Source organism: Aureimonas sp. SK2 (genome assembly GCF_029813115.1).
Taxonomy (GTDB): domain Bacteria; phylum Pseudomonadota; class Alphaproteobacteria; order Rhizobiales; family Rhizobiaceae; genus Aureimonas.
Genome location: NZ_JAPZDS010000011.1, coordinates 139,092 through 154,669 on the forward strand (window position 1 = coordinate 139,092; position 15,578 = coordinate 154,669).

A 15,578-nucleotide genomic window follows, 5' to 3' on the forward strand; every position below is an offset into this window, starting at 1 on the left:
CATGACCGTCCTCGTCCGCACCGTCCGAAACGTCCTGGCCGCCGCCGCGCTCGGTCTCGTCCCGGCCGCAGGCTCTGCGGGCGCGGCGGACCTCAACCTTCCCGTGCCGACGGTCGTGGTCTATCCCGGCCAGAGCGTTCTGGAGCGGGGCGTCATCTCGGCCCGCTTCACCGTTCCCGGCAATCAGCTCTCCGCCTATGTGGTGGAGGAGGGCATGCTGAAGGACCGGCTCGCCCGCCGCACCCTTCTGCCCAACCAGCCGATCCTGCTCAGCGACCTGAAGTCGCCCGACGCCGTGACCGTCGGCGTGCCGGTGACGCTCGTCTACCGCGAGGAAGGGCTGCTGATCACCGGCAAGGGCGTGCCGCTCCAGTCCGCCCAGGCGGGTCAGGCGGTTCGCGTGCGCAACGTCGACAGCGGCGTTACCATCAGCGGCGTGGCGAGCGAAGACGGAAGCATCGAGGTGTCCTCGCGATGACCGCTGTGATCAGACGTCTCCTGGTCGGCTCCTGCCTCCTCGGTCTCGCGCTTCCGGCCGATGCGGCCGACTACGGCACCGCCGGCTACGGCTATGCGCAGGCCGGTATCGGCGCGCACGAGAGCTTCAGGACCGTCGTGCCGCGCGCCCACCAGTCGGGCGGCGTGCGCATCAAGGACGTCACCACCATCAAGGGCGTGCGTGACAACCAGCTCGTGGGTTACGGCCTCGTCATCGGCCTGCAGGGCACGGGCGACAGCTTGCGCAACTCGCCCTTCACCGAGCAGTCGCTGCAGTCGATGCTCGACCGGATGGGCGTCAACGTGCGCGGCGCGAACCCGCGCACCCGCAACGTCGCCGCCGTCATCGTCACGGCTGACCTCCCGGCCTTCGCCGGCATCGGCTCGCGCATCGACGTGTCGGTCTCCTCGCTCGGCGACGCCGCCTCGCTGATGGGCGGCACGCTGGTGATGACGCCGCTCTACGGTCCCGACGGCGAAATCTACGCGGTGGGGCAGGGGGCGCTCGCCGTCAGCGGCTTCACCTCGGAAGGGACGAGCGAGAGCCTGACGCAGGGGACCCCCACCACCGGGCGCATCGCCGGCGGCGCGCTGATCGAGCGCGAAGTGCCGCGCGCGACGGTGGACACGCCGATCATCACGATGGAGCTGCGCAATCCGGACTACCGGACCGCGATCCGCGTGGTGGACGCGATCAACGCCTTCTCGGCCCGCACCTACGGCAAGCCGGTGGCGCGCGAGCAGGACTTCCGCACGATCTCGCTGACGCGGCCGGACAAGCTGTCCTCGACTCGCTTCATCGCCGATCTCGGCGACCTGATGATCGAGCCGGACATGGCCGCGCGCGTCGTCATCGACGAGCGCACGGGCACCGTCGTGATCGGCAAGGACGTCCAGATCTCGACCGTCGCCGTGACCCACGGCAGCTTGACGGTGCGCATCACCGACATTCCCAACGTGTCCCAGCCCGCGCCCTTCAGCGATGGGCAGACGGTGGTGACCGCGGACACGACGGTGAACGCGGAGCAGGGCGGCGGCAACCTCGCCATCGTGCAAGGGGCCAATCTCGAAAGCGTGGTGCGCGGGCTCAACCGCCTCGGCCTCAAGCCGACGGGCATCATCGCCATTCTTCAGGCTATCAAGACGGCCGGCGCCATGCAGGCCGAGATCGTGGTGCAGTGATGACCTCAGCCGTTTCTCCGCGCGCCCGCACCGGGCTCGGCCTCGCGCTGCCGCTCCTCCTGGCCGCCTGGACCGCCGGCTCGGCCCTCGCCGCCGAGGGGGGCGCCGCCGCGCCGCCGCCACAGATGCCCACGACCCCGGCCAAGGTGCGCGTCATCGGCGAGGACGGAAAGGAGATCGTGCCGGTCGCCGTGCCGATGTCCGACACCGACCGCTACTGCTCCAACATCGCCAATCCCGCGCTCGACGCGCGCAACGCCATGCAGCTCGCCGAGATCAAGCAGGCGGAGGACCAGATCTCCGCGAAGATCGACGAGCTGGAGGCCAAGCGTGCCGAGGTCGAGAAGTGGCTCGGCGAGCGGCGCGACTTCATCGAGTCGACCTCCGACATCGTGATCGGCATTTATGCGGGCATGAAGCCGGACGCAGCCGCCGCGCAGATGGCCGCGCTCGACCGGCCCGTGGCGGCCTCGCTGCTGACGCGCCTCAAGCCGCGTCAGGCCAGCTCGATCCTCGCCGAAATGCCGGCGCCCGTCGCCTCCGAGCTCGCGGCGCTGATCGTCAAGAAGACCGACCGCGCCTCCGCCGAGGCCGGTTCGAAGGACAAGAGCCTGTGAGAGCCATCGCCCCCCTCCTGGCCGTCGGCCTCCTCGCCGGCTGCTCCACGACGCGCGAGGACGTGTTCCGCGAGCCGGTGCTGTCGCCCGTGGGAACCGGGCTCTACCAGAACGCCCCGATCGTGCAGCCGGCGCCCGGCCCTGGCCCGACCGACCTGCCACGGCACGTGAACTCGCTCTGGACGGGCCGCAATGCCGACCTCTTCCGTGACACGCGCGCGCTCAACGTCGGCGACATCGTCACGGTCAAGATCAAGATCGACGACAAGGCCTCGCTCGACAACAACACCAAGCGTTCGCGCGATTCCGGCGTGAATGTCGGCGCGGACCTCAAGGGCTCGATCGGATCCTACGGCCTGCCGACGGTCGGCACGACGCTCGGCCTCAAGAACGGCACCAAGGCGACGGGCAAGGGCACCGTGGACCGCAAGGAGGAGATCAATGTCTCCGTCGCGGCCGTGGTGACGCAGGTCCTGCCGAACGGGAACCTCTACATCGCCGGTCAGCAGGAGGTGCGCGTCAACTTCGAGGTGCGCGTCCTGTCCATCGCCGGCATCATCCGGCCGGGCGATATCCTGCCCAACAACACGATCAACTACGACAAGATCGCCGAAGCGCGCATCTCCTACGGCGGGCGCGGACGGTTGACCGAAGTGCAACAGCCGGGCTGGGGCCAGCAGGTCCTCGACACGGTCCTGCCTTACTGACCTCGGCGGTCCCGTCGCATCGCGGCAAGGCTCGCGACAGGGCAATTCGTTAACACTTCCTTGCCGGGCCGCGGTGCCCGGCGGGAAACTCCCGCCTCCTCCGCGCCCGGCAGCCCCATTCCATGCCGCCGGAGCGCCGAATGACCGAGCTCAGCCCCGAAGCCCTGGCTTTGCTGCCCGAGGGTGCCGCGCCGTCCAAGAAGGGCGGCAAGCTCCAGACGATCGGCGCGCTGGTCGGCGTGACGCTGATCGCGCTTGCCGGCGGCAGCGCGCTCGGCTTCCTCCTCAAGAAGGATCCGCCGCCCGCCGAGCCGCCGGCCGTCGAGGCCGTGCCCGAGGCGGCCAAGCCGACGACCTTCGCCGTGGCTCCGGCCGGCACAAAGGAGATCGTCCAGCCGCTGGAGCCGGTCCTGACCGACCTCGCGGCGCCGCTGGGAACGCAGGTGCGCCTCGAAGCCGGGCTGGTCCTGTCCCTGTCGGAGGACGAAGCGGTCGACCAGACAGTGCTTGCCGCACAGATCCAGGCAGACATGCTCGTGTTCCTGCGTACGCTGGAGCTCGCGCAGATCGAGGGCTCGCGAGGTCTTCTCCACCTGAAGGAAGACCTTCTGGAGCGTGCCCGGATGCGCTCGACCGCGGTCGAGGACGTCATCGTGCGCGCGTTGATCGTCAAGTGAAGCGGCTTCTCGTCCTTCTGGCGCTGCTCGTCGCGAGCGCCGCGCCCGCCTTCGCGCAGGACGCCGCCGCGACCGCCGCCAGCGGCCTCGCCTCGTTGATCCCGGCCGGGGACACGGCCGTGTCGGGCCGCATCGTGCAACTCTTCGGTATCGTCACCGTCCTGTCGGTTGCGCCGGGCCTGCTCGTGATGGTCACCGCCTTCACCCGCGTCGTGATCGCCTTGTCGATCCTGCGCACGGGCCTCGGCCTCCAGACGACGCCGGCCAACCTCATCCTCATCTCGCTGTCGCTCTTCATCACCTTCTTCGTGATGATGCCGACCTTCGACCAGTCCTGGCGCGACGGTCTCCAGCCGCTGATGCGCGGCGAGATCACGGAGGAAGAGGCGCTGCCGCGCATCGCCGAGCCCTTCCGCGAGTTCATGCTGGATCAGGTGCGCGAGGAGGACCTCGCCCTCTTCAACAACATCAACGAGGCCTCGATCCGCGACCGCCTCCCCGTCGTGGAGCAGGGCTCGAACGACGACACGGTCGACTTCCGCATCCTCGTTCCGGCCTTCATGATCTCCGAATTGCGGCGCGGCTTCGAGATCGGCTTCCTGATCGTGCTGCCCTTCCTCGTCATCGACCTGATCGTCGCGACCCTGACCATGTCCATGGGCATGATGATGCTGCCGCCAACCATCATCTCCCTGCCGTTCAAGATCCTGTTCTTCGTGCTGATCGACGGCTGGAACATGCTGACGGGGAGCCTTGTCCGCTCCTTCATGTAGCGACGCTCCCGCGCAGTCTCGTTTTCTCAAGGCCCTCGGACCGACTGGTCCGAGGGCCTTTTGCGTTGGCTCCCAGCACGGGGCGAGGCGATTCAACGGCTTGGCGTGAAATCGCTAAAACTCGAATAGAATGCCGTCGAGGACTTCAGTCGTCTGTCATCTATACTATAGGTCGGAAAGTCGTTTTGGGCCGTTCCGTCGAATTTTAGCGATCGAATACAGCAGGTATTCCGAGTCTCCCGGTAGTTTTGTCTTCGAAGCAGAGAGCAAGAGCTCAAAGCAAAGCTTCGAAAATACAACGGGGAAAACTACAATGTTCGGCATCAATTCTTCGGTCAACTCGACGATCCTCGCCAATCTGCGCCAGATCAATTCCGATATCGCGACGACGCAGACGCGCATCGGCACCGGGAAGAAGGTCAACTCCGCTGCGGACGATGCCGCGGTCTGGGCGGTTGTGCAGAGCATCCGTACCGATCAGAGCCGCCAGGAAAGCCTGTCCTCCGGCATCAGCCTCGCTAAGGCGCGCGCCGATGCGGCAGTCGCCGCGCTCAACACCACGTCCAACCTGCTCACGCAGATGACCAAGCTTGCCGATGACGCCGCAGGGGCGAGCCCTGATTACACGGCAATCACCAACAAGTTTGCTGCTCTCAAGGTTCAGATCCAGTCGGTGCTGAACGGCGCAGATGTCAAGGGGACGAGCTACGTCATCGATGCGACTGCGGTATCGGTTCAGATTGGTGCGGATGCAGCCAATAAGGTCGATCTGGCTCCCGCTAACCAGCAGACTGCCACCGCGATGGCCGCACTTCTTGCAGTCACCACGGTTAGCAGCAGCGGCGGCAGCGCGACCGACATGACGAGTTCTGAGCTTCGGACGGCGATTACGAATGCTACGACGCAGGTCAGCAGTTATCAGGCGACGCTTTCGACCTTCGCCAGCTCTCTGGGTGCGCAGCAGGACTTCCTGACGGCTCTCTCCGATATCCGCGCCTCTGCTGTGAGTTCCCTCGTTGATGCCGACATGACGAAGGAGTCCGCCAAGATCGCCGCTTTGCAGACGCAGCAGCAGCTTGCCTACCAGGCTCTGTCGATCAGCAACTCGTCGGCCCAGAACATCCTCATGCTCTTCCGCTAAGCCCAAGGCGACCAACCGCGTCTCCCCGTCGCGCCACTCGCTGGCGGCTTACGAAGAACCCTCCGGTGCTCCCCGTGCCGGAGGGTTTTCGATTCCGGGCACAACTTCCGGTCCTTCATTCTTCATCATTCGGTAAGGTCATCACGCCCACGCAAGCTTGTGCGGCCAGATTGCGGACATCACTTCCCGCATTCCGCAGGCGAACGCATGGCGATGGTCGCTCGGGCCGAGGCCCAAAAACTCCTGTCCAACCTCCAAGCGCTGGGTGGCCGCAAGCTGGGCGCTCTGGCGCTGATCGGCGTGGTCGCCATCGCGCTGGTGAGCCTCGCCGCCTTCTACCTCTCCAAGCCGACCATGGAGACGCTGTATTCCGGCCTCGACCGGCAGGACGTGACGCGCATCGGCGCCGCCCTGACCGAGGCCGGCATTCCGTTCGACGTCAACGCGGCCGGCGACACGGTCTCGACCAACTTCTCCCAGACCGCCAACGCCCGCATGCTGCTCGCCGAGAAGGGGCTGCCGCGCTCGGAGAACGCCGGCTACGAACTCTTCGATTCCATGGGCTCGATGGGGCTCACGACCTTCATGCAGGAAGTGACGCGCGTTCGCGCCCTGGAGGGCGAGCTCGCCCGCACCATCCAGACGCTCAAGGACGTGCGCGCCGCTCGCGTCCATATCGTGCTGCCCGAGCCCGGCTCCTTCCGCCGCGAGAGCCAGAAGCCGTCCGCCAGCGTCGTGATCCGCACCGACAACACCGAGGACTTCGCCAACGCGCAGGCGATCCGCCACCTCGTGTCCTCTGCCATCCCCGGCATGCAGGTCGACCAGGTGACGGTGCTGAACACCGATGGCACGCTGCTCGCCTCGGGCGACGACGCCTCGAACGCCACCTCCACCAAGCAGCTCGGCATGGAGGGTATCGTCTCCTCGTCCATCCAGGACTCGATCCGCCGCACGCTCGCGCCCTATCTCGGCGTCGGCAATTTCCAGTCCAGCGTCATCGCCCGCCTCGACACCGACCGCCGCCAGATCTCCTCGCGCAAGTTCGACCCCGAGGGCCGCGTCGAGCGCTCGACCCGCACCGTCCGCGAGACGGGCCAGTCCAGCGACTCCGCCGCCAACGACAACGCTGCGACGGCCGCGCAGAACGTGCCGCAGGCGGCGCCCGAGACCGCGACGCCCGGCACGTCGTCCTCGCAAGCCAATGAGCGGCGTGAGGAACTGACCAACTACGAGATCAACGAGACGACGACCCAGACCGTTTCCGATGGCTACGACGTTCGTCGCCTGTCGATCGCCGTGGTCGTCAACCGCGCCCGGCTGGTCGCCACGCTCGGCGAGAACCCGACTCAGGAGCAGATCGACGCCGCGCTCGCCGAGGTGAAGACCCTCGTGGCGTCGGCCGCCGGCATCACCCAGAGCCGAGGCGACCAGCTCGAGGTCACCGCCGTCGACTTCGTCACCAATGGCCAGGACCTCCAGCCCGTCCCCTCGCTCGGCTACGGCGAGATGCTGCTCAAGCAGTCCGGTACCGTGGTCAACGCGCTCACCATCCTCGTGGTCGCCGTCATGGTCATCTGGTTCGGCCTGAAGCCGGCCATCCGCGCCATCTCGGCTCCCGTCGCCAACGACAACCTCGCCGAGGGCCTGCTCGAAGGCGACAGCCCGATCGAGCTGCAGAACCCGATGCTGGGCGGGGACGATCTCGGCCCGCTCAACACGCCGCCGGGCTTCGGCGCCGATCTGGTGGCCTCGCTCGGCTACGGCGAGCCGGCGGGCGGCGACGACCTCCTCGACGAACTCACCCGCAACCGTGCCAACTCGCCCAAGGTCCGCCTCGAGAAGCTCGTCGATTTCGACGAGGCTCAAGCGGCGGCCATCCTCAAGCAGTGGATTCACCAGAAAGAGGCGGCCTAAGCCATGATCCCTCTCGCGCAATTCCTGTCGGACGAAACCGAGGACGAGTTCGTGCCGCTGCGCACCGCGCAGGCACCGCGCCGGGCCGCCCCTGCCGCGCCCCGCGCCTTCGAATCCGCCCTGCCGCGTGTCTCCTCGCCGGCGCCCCAGGCTCCGCAGACCCCGCGCACGGCCTCGCGCAGCGCCCAGCCGGCGGCGGCCCCCGCCCTTCGGCCGACGGCGGTGCCGGCGAAGGCCCTGCAGGCGGCTGGCGTCGCCCCCACGCAGCCGCGCCAGCAGACCGAGCCGCGCGTTCCGCTGCGCGAGCTGGAGGCCGAGCGCAAGGCTTGGGCGCGCGAGCGCGAGAGCCTGCTTCGCGGCCACGAGATCGCGCTCGCGCAGGCGCATCAGGACGGCGCGGCGGAAGCCGAGGCGAGCGTGCGCCAGGACTTGGAGCGCGTGTCGGCCGAGCGTCTGGAGGAGCTGCGCCGGACGTTGTCGGCCGATCACGACGGGGCCCTCGCCGAGGCGCGCCGCAAGTGGGTCGAGACCGAGGGCGACCGGCTGGCCGACCTCGTGATCCTGCAGATGGCCGTGTTCGAGGACGCGTTGAAGGCGACGCTGAGCGCGCTCCTGCGGCCCCTCGTGCTCGACGCGCGCAAGCGCATGACGGTGGACGAGCTGGCGGGCGCGGTGAAGACCATCGCCTTCGACGGCTCGACCGTGAAGATCGCCGCCTCCGGTCCCAGCGACCTTCTCCATTCGCTGGAGGACAAGCTCGGCGATCACGCGCGTCACGTGTCCTTCGACGCCGACGAGACGCATACCGACGTGCGCATCGACGCCAACCAGACGGTCATCGAGACCCGCCTGGCGGCCTGGCTCAAGGCCGTCGAGGAGGCGCTCTCGTGAGCGCAGCCGACGCCGAAAGGCATGAGATCATCATCGTCCGCCGGGGCGGTGAGGGCGAGGACGGGCACCACGGCGGCGCCTGGAAGATCGCGTTCGCCGACTTCATGACGGCCATGATGGCCTTCTTCCTCGTGATGTGGCTGACCAGCGTTTCCGACGACGCGACGAAGAAGCAGATCGCCCAGTACTTCAATCCGATCGAACTCAACAGTGCCCTGCCGCCGACCGCGGGTCTCAGCCAGGACAACACGGAAGCGACGGCGGCATCGCAGTCGCTCGGCGAGACCCAGACGCTGGGAACCGCCGGCGGCAAGCCGGTGGGCGGCGAAGCGCAGGGCGGGCAGGACCAGGCCCTGTTCCGCGACCCCTATGCCGTTCTCGCCGAGATCGTGGCCGAGAGCGGGAACGCGGCCGGATCCGACAAGAGCGCCGGAAAGCCGGACGGTTCGGGCCTGCCGGGCCTCAACGGCGGCGACGCCTATCGCGATCCGTTCGACCCGACGTCCTGGCAGCTGACGCCGAATGCCCTTCAGGGCAAGCAGGTGGAGGTTACGCCCGACGACTTCGCGACCGTGGCCGTCGAACCCAAGCCGCCCGAGCCGCAAGCCCCGCCGGCGGCGACGCCCGCAGCGCCCGTGACCGCCGAGCAGAAGGACGCGGCCGAGTTGGAGAGGCAGATCGAGGCCAGCGTTCCCTCGCAGGACGGTGCCGACGTCGAGGTCAAGAGCGGGGAAGCCGGTTCGGGCACGGTGACGATCTCGCTGGCCGACACGCTCGACACCGGGATGTTCCAGATCGGCTCCGCCCGCCCGACCGCCGACGCGATCCGCCTCATGGAGAAGATCGCCGCGATCCTGAAGGACCGACCGGGCGAGATCGTGATCCGCGGCCACACCGACGCGCGACCGTTTTCGGGCGGCGGCCAGGTCGACAACTGGCGCCTGTCCACCGACCGCGCGCACATGGCCTACTACATGCTCCGTCGCGGTGGTCTCGACGACAAGCGGGTCGAGGCGATCGAGGGCGTGGCCGACCGCCAGCCGAGCAACGCATCCGATCCCGACGCCGCCAGCAACCGGCGCATCGAGATCCTCCTGAAAGAGCCCAAGACGTGAAGCAATCCCTGCGGCTCCTGCTCGGCTCCTTGCTGATCGGTGCCACCATGCTGCCGGCGCGCGGCATGGAGGCGCCTGCCGCGCCCGAAGCCGCGGAGCAAGAAGCGCATTCGCCGGAGGCCGTCGCGCCGGCCCCGACCGCCGATGGGTCGCACGCGATGGACGAGGCGCCTGCACACGCCGAGGCCGCCCCGGACGGGGAGGGGCACGAGACGGCCGAAGCGCCCGCCGCCGCGGAGGCACCCGTCGAGGGACGGGACACGCATTGGTCGGACGAGCGCCGGCCCATGCCCTTCGACGTCATGCGCTCGGTCCAGTTCCTCCAGGACCAGGTGGCGCGCGGCAACGTGCGGGCCATTCGCGTGCAGGCGCTACTCCTGCGCCGCTTCGGCCGCACCTTCATCGAGGCGCCCGCCGAGGTCTGGAACGACGAGCGCAATGCGCGCGCGGTCGTTCTCTTCACCTTCAGCGGCGGCGAGCCCGACGTGATCGAGGCCCTGATCCGCGAGGGACGCCTGCCGGAAAGCCAGCGGCCCTTGTTCGAAGGGGCGCTGGCCTATGTCCGCAACGACCTGCAGGGCGCGGCCAAGAAGCTCCAGACCGTCGCGATCGACAAGCTGGAGCCGGTGCTCGCCGCCCAGGTCAGTCTGGCGCTCGGGCAGATCCAGCAAGCCGAACACCCCGACACGGCGATCGGACACCTTGCGAAGGCGCGGCTCCTGGCGCCCGGCACCCTGATCGAAGAGGCTGCGCTGCGTCTCGGCGCGCCGCTCGTGGATGCGACCGGCGACCATGCGCAGGCCGACCGGCTCGCCCGGCGCTATTTCGACGCCTATCGCGAGTCCAGCTACGTCTCGAACTTCGAGACCCGCTACGTCGCGATGGTGGTCGGACGCGTCATGCCGGATCCGGAAGGGGCGCTCCTGTCGATGGACGCGGTCCTCGACGGCCTGCCGGCGAGCCGTCGTCAACGATTGTACCTCGCCGCCGCACGGAGGTCGCTCGTTTCGGGGAACCTCGAGTTCTCGGCGCTGGCGGCGGACCGTGCCATCGGCCTCGGCGGGCTGGAGCCCGGCGACGATGCGCGCGCGACGCTCTATCGCACCGCCGCCTCGCTCGGCGTCGAAGGGCAGGACGCCTCGCGCGCCGTCCTCGATCGGATCGACCGGACGCTCCTGCATCCCGAGGACGGGAAGCTTCTCGAAGCCGCCTATTCCGTGCTGGATTCCATGGCCAGGCCTGCCCTGCTGACCGAGGCCAGCAGCAAGCCGCCGGAAACGCCCGAGCAATCCGCCGTACTCTCACGGGCTCGCCAGGCTCTCGAAGCCGCGTCCCAGGAAATGAAGAAGTCCCAGCCATGAAGATCGATCTGGCCATCGTTTCATACGAGAAGGACGCGCCGCAGAAGGGCGCGGGCAATGGGGGGGCCGAACGCGGTGCGATGGGCGACGCCTTCGGCAAGGCCGTGCGCGACGCCGAGGGAAATCGCCCGGCCCCGACAAAGGACAAGCCGCGTGCCGGCGCCGAGACCGTCGCGGCGGACGAGGGCGACAAGGCGGCGTCGGTGACGGACGCCGACACCGCCGCCGACGCCGACGAGCCGGTCGCGACGGAGGCAGACCCGCTCCAGTCGCTGCTCGGTGCGCTCGCGGCCGGGCCGGCGGTCAAGGCCGTGTCCGGCAAGGACGCCGCGCAGGCCCAGTCACAGGCCGAGAAGGGCGAGGGAGCGCAAACGCCTTCCGTGCCCGATCCCAAGCTCGACGGCTCCCTCGTCGCGGAGGAGCTGACCGTCAAGGACAAGCGCCCGGTGCAGCTCGACGTCCTGCGCATGGAAACGCATTTCGAGCCGCGCCAGGACGGCATGGTTCTGGTCGAGGGAGCGGCCGCAGGCGGCAAGCCGAGCGAGCCGGGCGCCATCGACCTGAAGACCAGGGCGGCAGCATCCAGGTCGGAAGGACCCGCATCGGCGCTGGCTGACCTCGCGAAGCCGAAGGCGGCGGACGCCGTCGCCAAGCCCATGCCTGACAAGGCGCCTGCGAGCGACGACGCATCGTTGCCGCCCATGCGGTTCGACGAGGCGCTGGCGCAGCTCGGGCGCGGCGGCGGCGATCGGTCCGGCGACGATAGCCGTCGCGATCGCGGAGCCTCGCCGCTCGCCGAAATCGCCGCACGCCGTGCGGCGGCCAAGGGTGCCGAACCCGTGTCGACCATCACCGGTCCGCAGCCGGGCCCTTCGCCCTACAACCTGGCCGCGCAGGTCGCCGGGCCGATCATGGACGCGCTGGGCGAACCCGGAAAGGCGGCCAGCCAGCCGTCCTCCGCCTCCAGCGATGCGCATCTGCGCATGCGCGCGGGCGGCGGCGCCCTGAAGACGCTGACGATCCAGCTCCATCCCGAGCATCTCGGCACGGTCGACGTGTCGCTGCGCCTCAACGAAGGCCGCCTGACGCTGGAGCTGGCTGCGAGCCGCAGCGACACGGCCTCGATGCTGCTCGACGATCAGGCCTCGCTGCGCAAGCTTCTGGAGCACGCCGGCTTCTCGCTGGACGATGCGGCGATTTCGGTGATCACGCGCGACAGCGGCCAGTTGCGTGCGGCCGAGAGCGGCACGACCGGCGGCCAGCAGCGCGACCCCTCCAATGGCGGGGGTGGAGAGGGCCGATCGGAGGCGCGCGCGCAGTCAGGCGGCTCGGACGACCAGCAGCCGCGTCGCAGACCCGCGCCGCAGGCCCGGGAGGACAGGTCCGCCAGCCCCGCCCGGTCCGGCGCAACCTACCTCTGACGATCGCGGAAAAGGCGCCGCGGACCTTGCGTCCGCGGCGCCTTTTTTCGTTTCGAGACGGCGCAACCTGATGCGGGACTGGATGCTCTCCAGGAGAGCAAGCTCCGCGAAAGAATGCACCTATAAGTTGAAAACATAGGGCGCGCGCTAAATAATCGTTGTGAGGATTTGTGGTTAACTGGTTGTAAATGCGGGGGAACGAAGGCGACGGGATAACCCGGCGTTAACCCTATAGTGATTTTTGGGGATGGCCCGATTCGCGGCGGATTGGTTATTTGTTTCCTAACGAAACGCAAGCGATGCGGCGGGGACAGATGATCGTAGTTGTGGACAATCGCGAACTGGTCACGAACGGCTACAAGTCCCTCTTCGGGACCGAAGGCGTCTCCTCCGCAGGCTTCGGCGTCGAGGAGTTCCGCGACTGGGTGGAGTCCGCTTCCGACAACGACCTGTCGGCCGTCGAGGCATTCCTGCTCGGCGACTTCCCCGAGCGTGGCGCCTTCACCCGCTTGGTCCGCAGCCGCTCCACCGCCCCGATGATCGCGCTGGCCGAGGCCAAGGCGCTGAACTCCACGCTCGACCTCTTCGCCGCCGGCATCGACGACGTCGTCGCCAAGCCGGTGCATGTGAAGGAGATCCTCGCCCGCGTCGGCGCCATCCGCCGCCGCGAGGTCGCCGTGGACCGCGCCAAGACGGTCGTCGACGAGATTTGCGTCTTCGCCGACGGCCGCGACGCCGAAGTCGCCGGCCAGCCCATGGTCCTGCCGCGCCGTGAGCGCCGCATCCTGGAATACCTGGTTGCTAACAAGGGGCGCCGCGTTTCCAAGCAGCAGCTCTTCAGCGCCATCTACGGCATCTTCGACGAGAACGTCGAGGAGAACGTGATCGAAAGCCACATCTCCAAGCTGCGCAAGAAGCTTAAGATGCGTCTCGGCTACGATCCGGTCTCCTCCAAGCGCTACCTCGGATACGGCATCGGCGTCTGATCTGCCGAAATACATCCAAAGTATAGAAGAATGAATATTGATGGGCCCGGCACGAAAGTGCTGGGCCCATTGATTTATGAAGAATTGGTTAATGATCCATCTTATAAATTCTATGTGACAGCAGCTTCGCGCAAGCCACCCTGGCTAGTGTGGGTGCAATTCCAGGTAACGGATGAGGCTGGCAGTATGAGCATCGGCGGAACAATGCGCACGAGCGTCTCGGGCATGAACGCGCAGGCGACCCGCCTCAGCGCCGTGGCCGAGAACATCGCGAACGCCAACACGAACGGCTACAAGCAGACGACCACCGAGTTCGCTTCGCAGATGCTGGCCAACGGCAAGGGCCAGTACAACTCGGGCGCCGTCGAAGCCAATGTCCGCACGCTGATCAGCGAGCAGGGCGGCCTCAGCTACACCGCCAACTCCGTCAACTCCAAGAAGGTCGATCTGGCCATCTCCGGCCAGGGATTCCTGGTCGTCGACGACGGTAACGGCGGCAGCGTCCTGACGCGCGCGGGCTCGTTCACGCAGCAGCCGGACGGAACCCTCGTCAATGCCGCGGGTTATGTCCTCAAGGGCTATCCCATGACGACGACCGGCACGAACTCCGTCCTGAACGGCTTCGCCGGCCTGGAGAAGGTCAATCTGAACCAGGGCCTTCTGAGCGCATCCCCGACCACCGAGGGCAAGCTCACCATTCCGCTCAACAAGAACTTTGTGGCGGCCGACCCGGCGGACAGTATCCCGAGCGACAACGACCCGGTGATCCCCAACAAGGACACCACGATATCGAAGTCGATCACCGTGTACTCGAACGCGGGCGAACCCATTCCGCTCGACATCTATTACACGAAGACGGGCAAGGACACGTGGGAGGTCGCGATCTTCGACGGTCGTGCCCGCGGAACCGGCCCGGAGAGGCCGTTCCCCTACGCCAAGGCCAATCTGCCTGCGACCGCCCAGGGCACTAAGCCCATGATCGGCAAGGCGACGATCACGTTCGACGAGACGAACAACTACAGCTTGAAAGATATCGTCGGCTCTACCACCTCCCCTACTGTTCCCGGTGATGCAGTGAAGGGTATCGACAAGAAGTATCTCGGCATCGACCTCTCGGACATCGGCGGCTCGGCCGCTTTCCGCCTCGACATCAGCAGCACCACCCAGTTCTATGGCGACAACCAGCCGCTGGAAGCGACGGTGAACGGCAATCCCGCCGAGGTGATCGACAAGGTCAGCGTCGGCGAGGACGGCACTGTGCGGGCGAACTTCACCTCCGGCACCTTCCGCGACCTCTACAAGATCCCGCTCGCCAAGGTGGCCGCGCCGGACAACATGACCGTTCTGTCGGGCAACGCCTTCGCGCCGAGCCTGGAGTCCGGCAGCGTCCTGATGGGCTTCGGCGGATCGGACGGGTTCGGCACGATCGTGTCGGGCGCGCTCGAAAGCTCCACCGTCGATCTCGCCTCCGAACTCACCACCATGATCGAGAGCCAGCGGTCCTATACGGCCAATTCCAAGGTCTTCCAGACCGGCTCGGAAATCATGGACGTCCTGGTCAACCTCAAGCGCTGACCACTAGAGCCTCGCCGGACCACTGAATTACGCACGCGCCGCGCCTCCGCGGCGCGTGCGCCAGACAGCCGCCGCCCCCTTCGCCTCTCCGGAACGCCCCCATGTCGCTCTCCGCCGCGTTGAACACTGCCAAGTCGTCGCTCGCCGCGTCGCAGCTCCAGACGCAGATCACGTCGAGCAACATCGCCAACGTGAACACGGCCGGGGCGACGCGCAAGATCGCCAACGTCGTGACGGGGCCGAACGGCAGCGTCTCGGTCACCTCGATCTCGCAATCGTCGAACTCGGTCCTGTTCCGCAACATGCTGGACGCGACGTCGAAGCTGTCCTCGGCCACCGCGCAGTCGGACGCCTACGCCCGCTTCAACGAGGTGGTCGGCGACACCAACGCCAAGCTTTCGCCGCAGGCGAAGGTCTCCGCGCTGAACGACGCGCTGAACTCGCTGGCCAACACGCCCGGCAACTACGATCTGGCGCGGGCCGCGGCGCAGGCCGCCCAGGATCTCGTCACCACGATCCGCGACAATGCGGAAACGGTCCAGACCGTGCGGCGCGACGCGGACAACCGCCTGTCGATCGCCGCCGACGACATGAACCGGATCCTGAAGGACCTGGAGACGGTCAATCGCCAGGTCGTCGCGGGGACGACGAAGGGCGACGACATCACCGACCTGTCCGACAAGCGGGACCGTCTGGTGAAGCAACTGTCGGAATATG

Annotated in this window: 15 protein-coding genes; all 15 read left to right on the forward strand. The window is 67.5% G+C overall.

The genetic code is table 11. The annotated features are described in order from the left end of the window. The first annotated feature begins 1 nt into the window (after position 1). Entirely contained in the window at positions 2-478 is a 477-nt protein-coding gene (gene flgA, locus O5O54_RS15120) for a flagellar basal body P-ring formation chaperone FlgA (protein WP_279482649.1), read from the forward strand. Further along, positions 475-1,680, forward strand: a complete 1,206-nt coding sequence (gene flgI, locus O5O54_RS15125; protein ID WP_279482650.1) for a flagellar basal body P-ring protein FlgI — start codon at positions 475-477, stop codon at positions 1,678-1,680. The genes flgA and flgI overlap by 4 nt, the downstream gene beginning before the upstream one ends. Then, the gene (locus O5O54_RS15130; protein WP_279482651.1) at positions 1,680-2,297 is read left to right on the forward strand and encodes a MotE family protein; all 618 of its coding nucleotides are present in this window, start codon (positions 1,680-1,682) and stop codon (positions 2,295-2,297) included. Before flgI ends, O5O54_RS15130 begins: the two co-directional genes overlap by 1 nt. After that, complete coding sequence (gene flgH / locus O5O54_RS15135; RefSeq protein WP_279482652.1) at positions 2,294-3,004, forward strand: flagellar basal body L-ring protein FlgH; 711 nt, start codon at positions 2,294-2,296, stop codon at positions 3,002-3,004. Before O5O54_RS15130 ends, flgH begins: the two co-directional genes overlap by 4 nt. Positions 3,005-3,144: 140 nt before the next feature. Beyond that, positions 3,145-3,681, forward strand: a complete 537-nt coding sequence (locus O5O54_RS15140; protein WP_279482653.1) for a flagellar basal body-associated FliL family protein — start codon at positions 3,145-3,147, stop codon at positions 3,679-3,681. Continuing rightward, positions 3,678-4,454 (forward strand): flagellar type III secretion system pore protein FliP, encoded by a 777-nt coding sequence (gene fliP / locus O5O54_RS15145; protein ID WP_279482654.1) that lies wholly within the window; start codon positions 3,678-3,680, stop codon positions 4,452-4,454. The genes O5O54_RS15140 and fliP overlap by 4 nt, the downstream gene beginning before the upstream one ends. 313 nt (positions 4,455-4,767) lie before the next feature. Further along, positions 4,768-5,595 (forward strand): flagellin, encoded by an 828-nt coding sequence (locus tag O5O54_RS15150; protein WP_279482655.1) that lies wholly within the window; start codon positions 4,768-4,770, stop codon positions 5,593-5,595. Positions 5,596-5,802: 207 nt separating this feature from the next. After that, positions 5,803-7,512, forward strand: a complete 1,710-nt coding sequence (gene fliF, locus O5O54_RS15155; RefSeq protein ID WP_279482656.1) for a flagellar basal-body MS-ring/collar protein FliF — start codon at positions 5,803-5,805, stop codon at positions 7,510-7,512. A gap of 3 nt (positions 7,513-7,515) precedes the next feature. Continuing rightward, positions 7,516-8,403, forward strand: coding sequence for a hypothetical protein (locus tag O5O54_RS15160; protein WP_279482657.1), 888 nt, complete (start codon positions 7,516-7,518; stop codon positions 8,401-8,403). Next, positions 8,400-9,518 carry a flagellar motor protein MotB gene (locus O5O54_RS15165; protein ID WP_279482658.1) on the forward strand — a complete coding sequence of 373 codons (1,119 nt, stop codon included), beginning with the start codon at positions 8,400-8,402 and terminating at the stop codon, positions 9,516-9,518. Before O5O54_RS15160 ends, O5O54_RS15165 begins: the two co-directional genes overlap by 4 nt. After that, entirely contained in the window at positions 9,515-10,879 is a 1,365-nt protein-coding gene (locus O5O54_RS15170) for a hypothetical protein (RefSeq protein WP_279482659.1), read from the forward strand. The genes O5O54_RS15165 and O5O54_RS15170 overlap by 4 nt, the downstream gene beginning before the upstream one ends. Continuing rightward, on the forward strand, positions 10,876-12,300 hold the full coding sequence (locus tag O5O54_RS15175; protein ID WP_279482660.1) for a flagellar hook-length control protein FliK: 1,425 nt from the start codon (positions 10,876-10,878) through the stop codon (positions 12,298-12,300). The genes O5O54_RS15170 and O5O54_RS15175 overlap by 4 nt, the downstream gene beginning before the upstream one ends. A gap of 314 nt (positions 12,301-12,614) precedes the next feature. After that, complete coding sequence (locus tag O5O54_RS15180; protein WP_279482661.1) at positions 12,615-13,286, forward strand: response regulator transcription factor; 672 nt, start codon at positions 12,615-12,617, stop codon at positions 13,284-13,286. 186 nt (positions 13,287-13,472) lie between these two features. Next, positions 13,473-14,861, forward strand: a complete 1,389-nt coding sequence (locus O5O54_RS15185; protein WP_279482662.1) for a flagellar hook protein FlgE — start codon at positions 13,473-13,475, stop codon at positions 14,859-14,861. 101 nt (positions 14,862-14,962) lie between these two features. Then, positions 14,963-15,578: FlgK family flagellar hook-associated protein (locus tag O5O54_RS15190; RefSeq protein ID WP_279482663.1), on the forward strand; the 616-nt coding region annotated here is incomplete at its 3' end.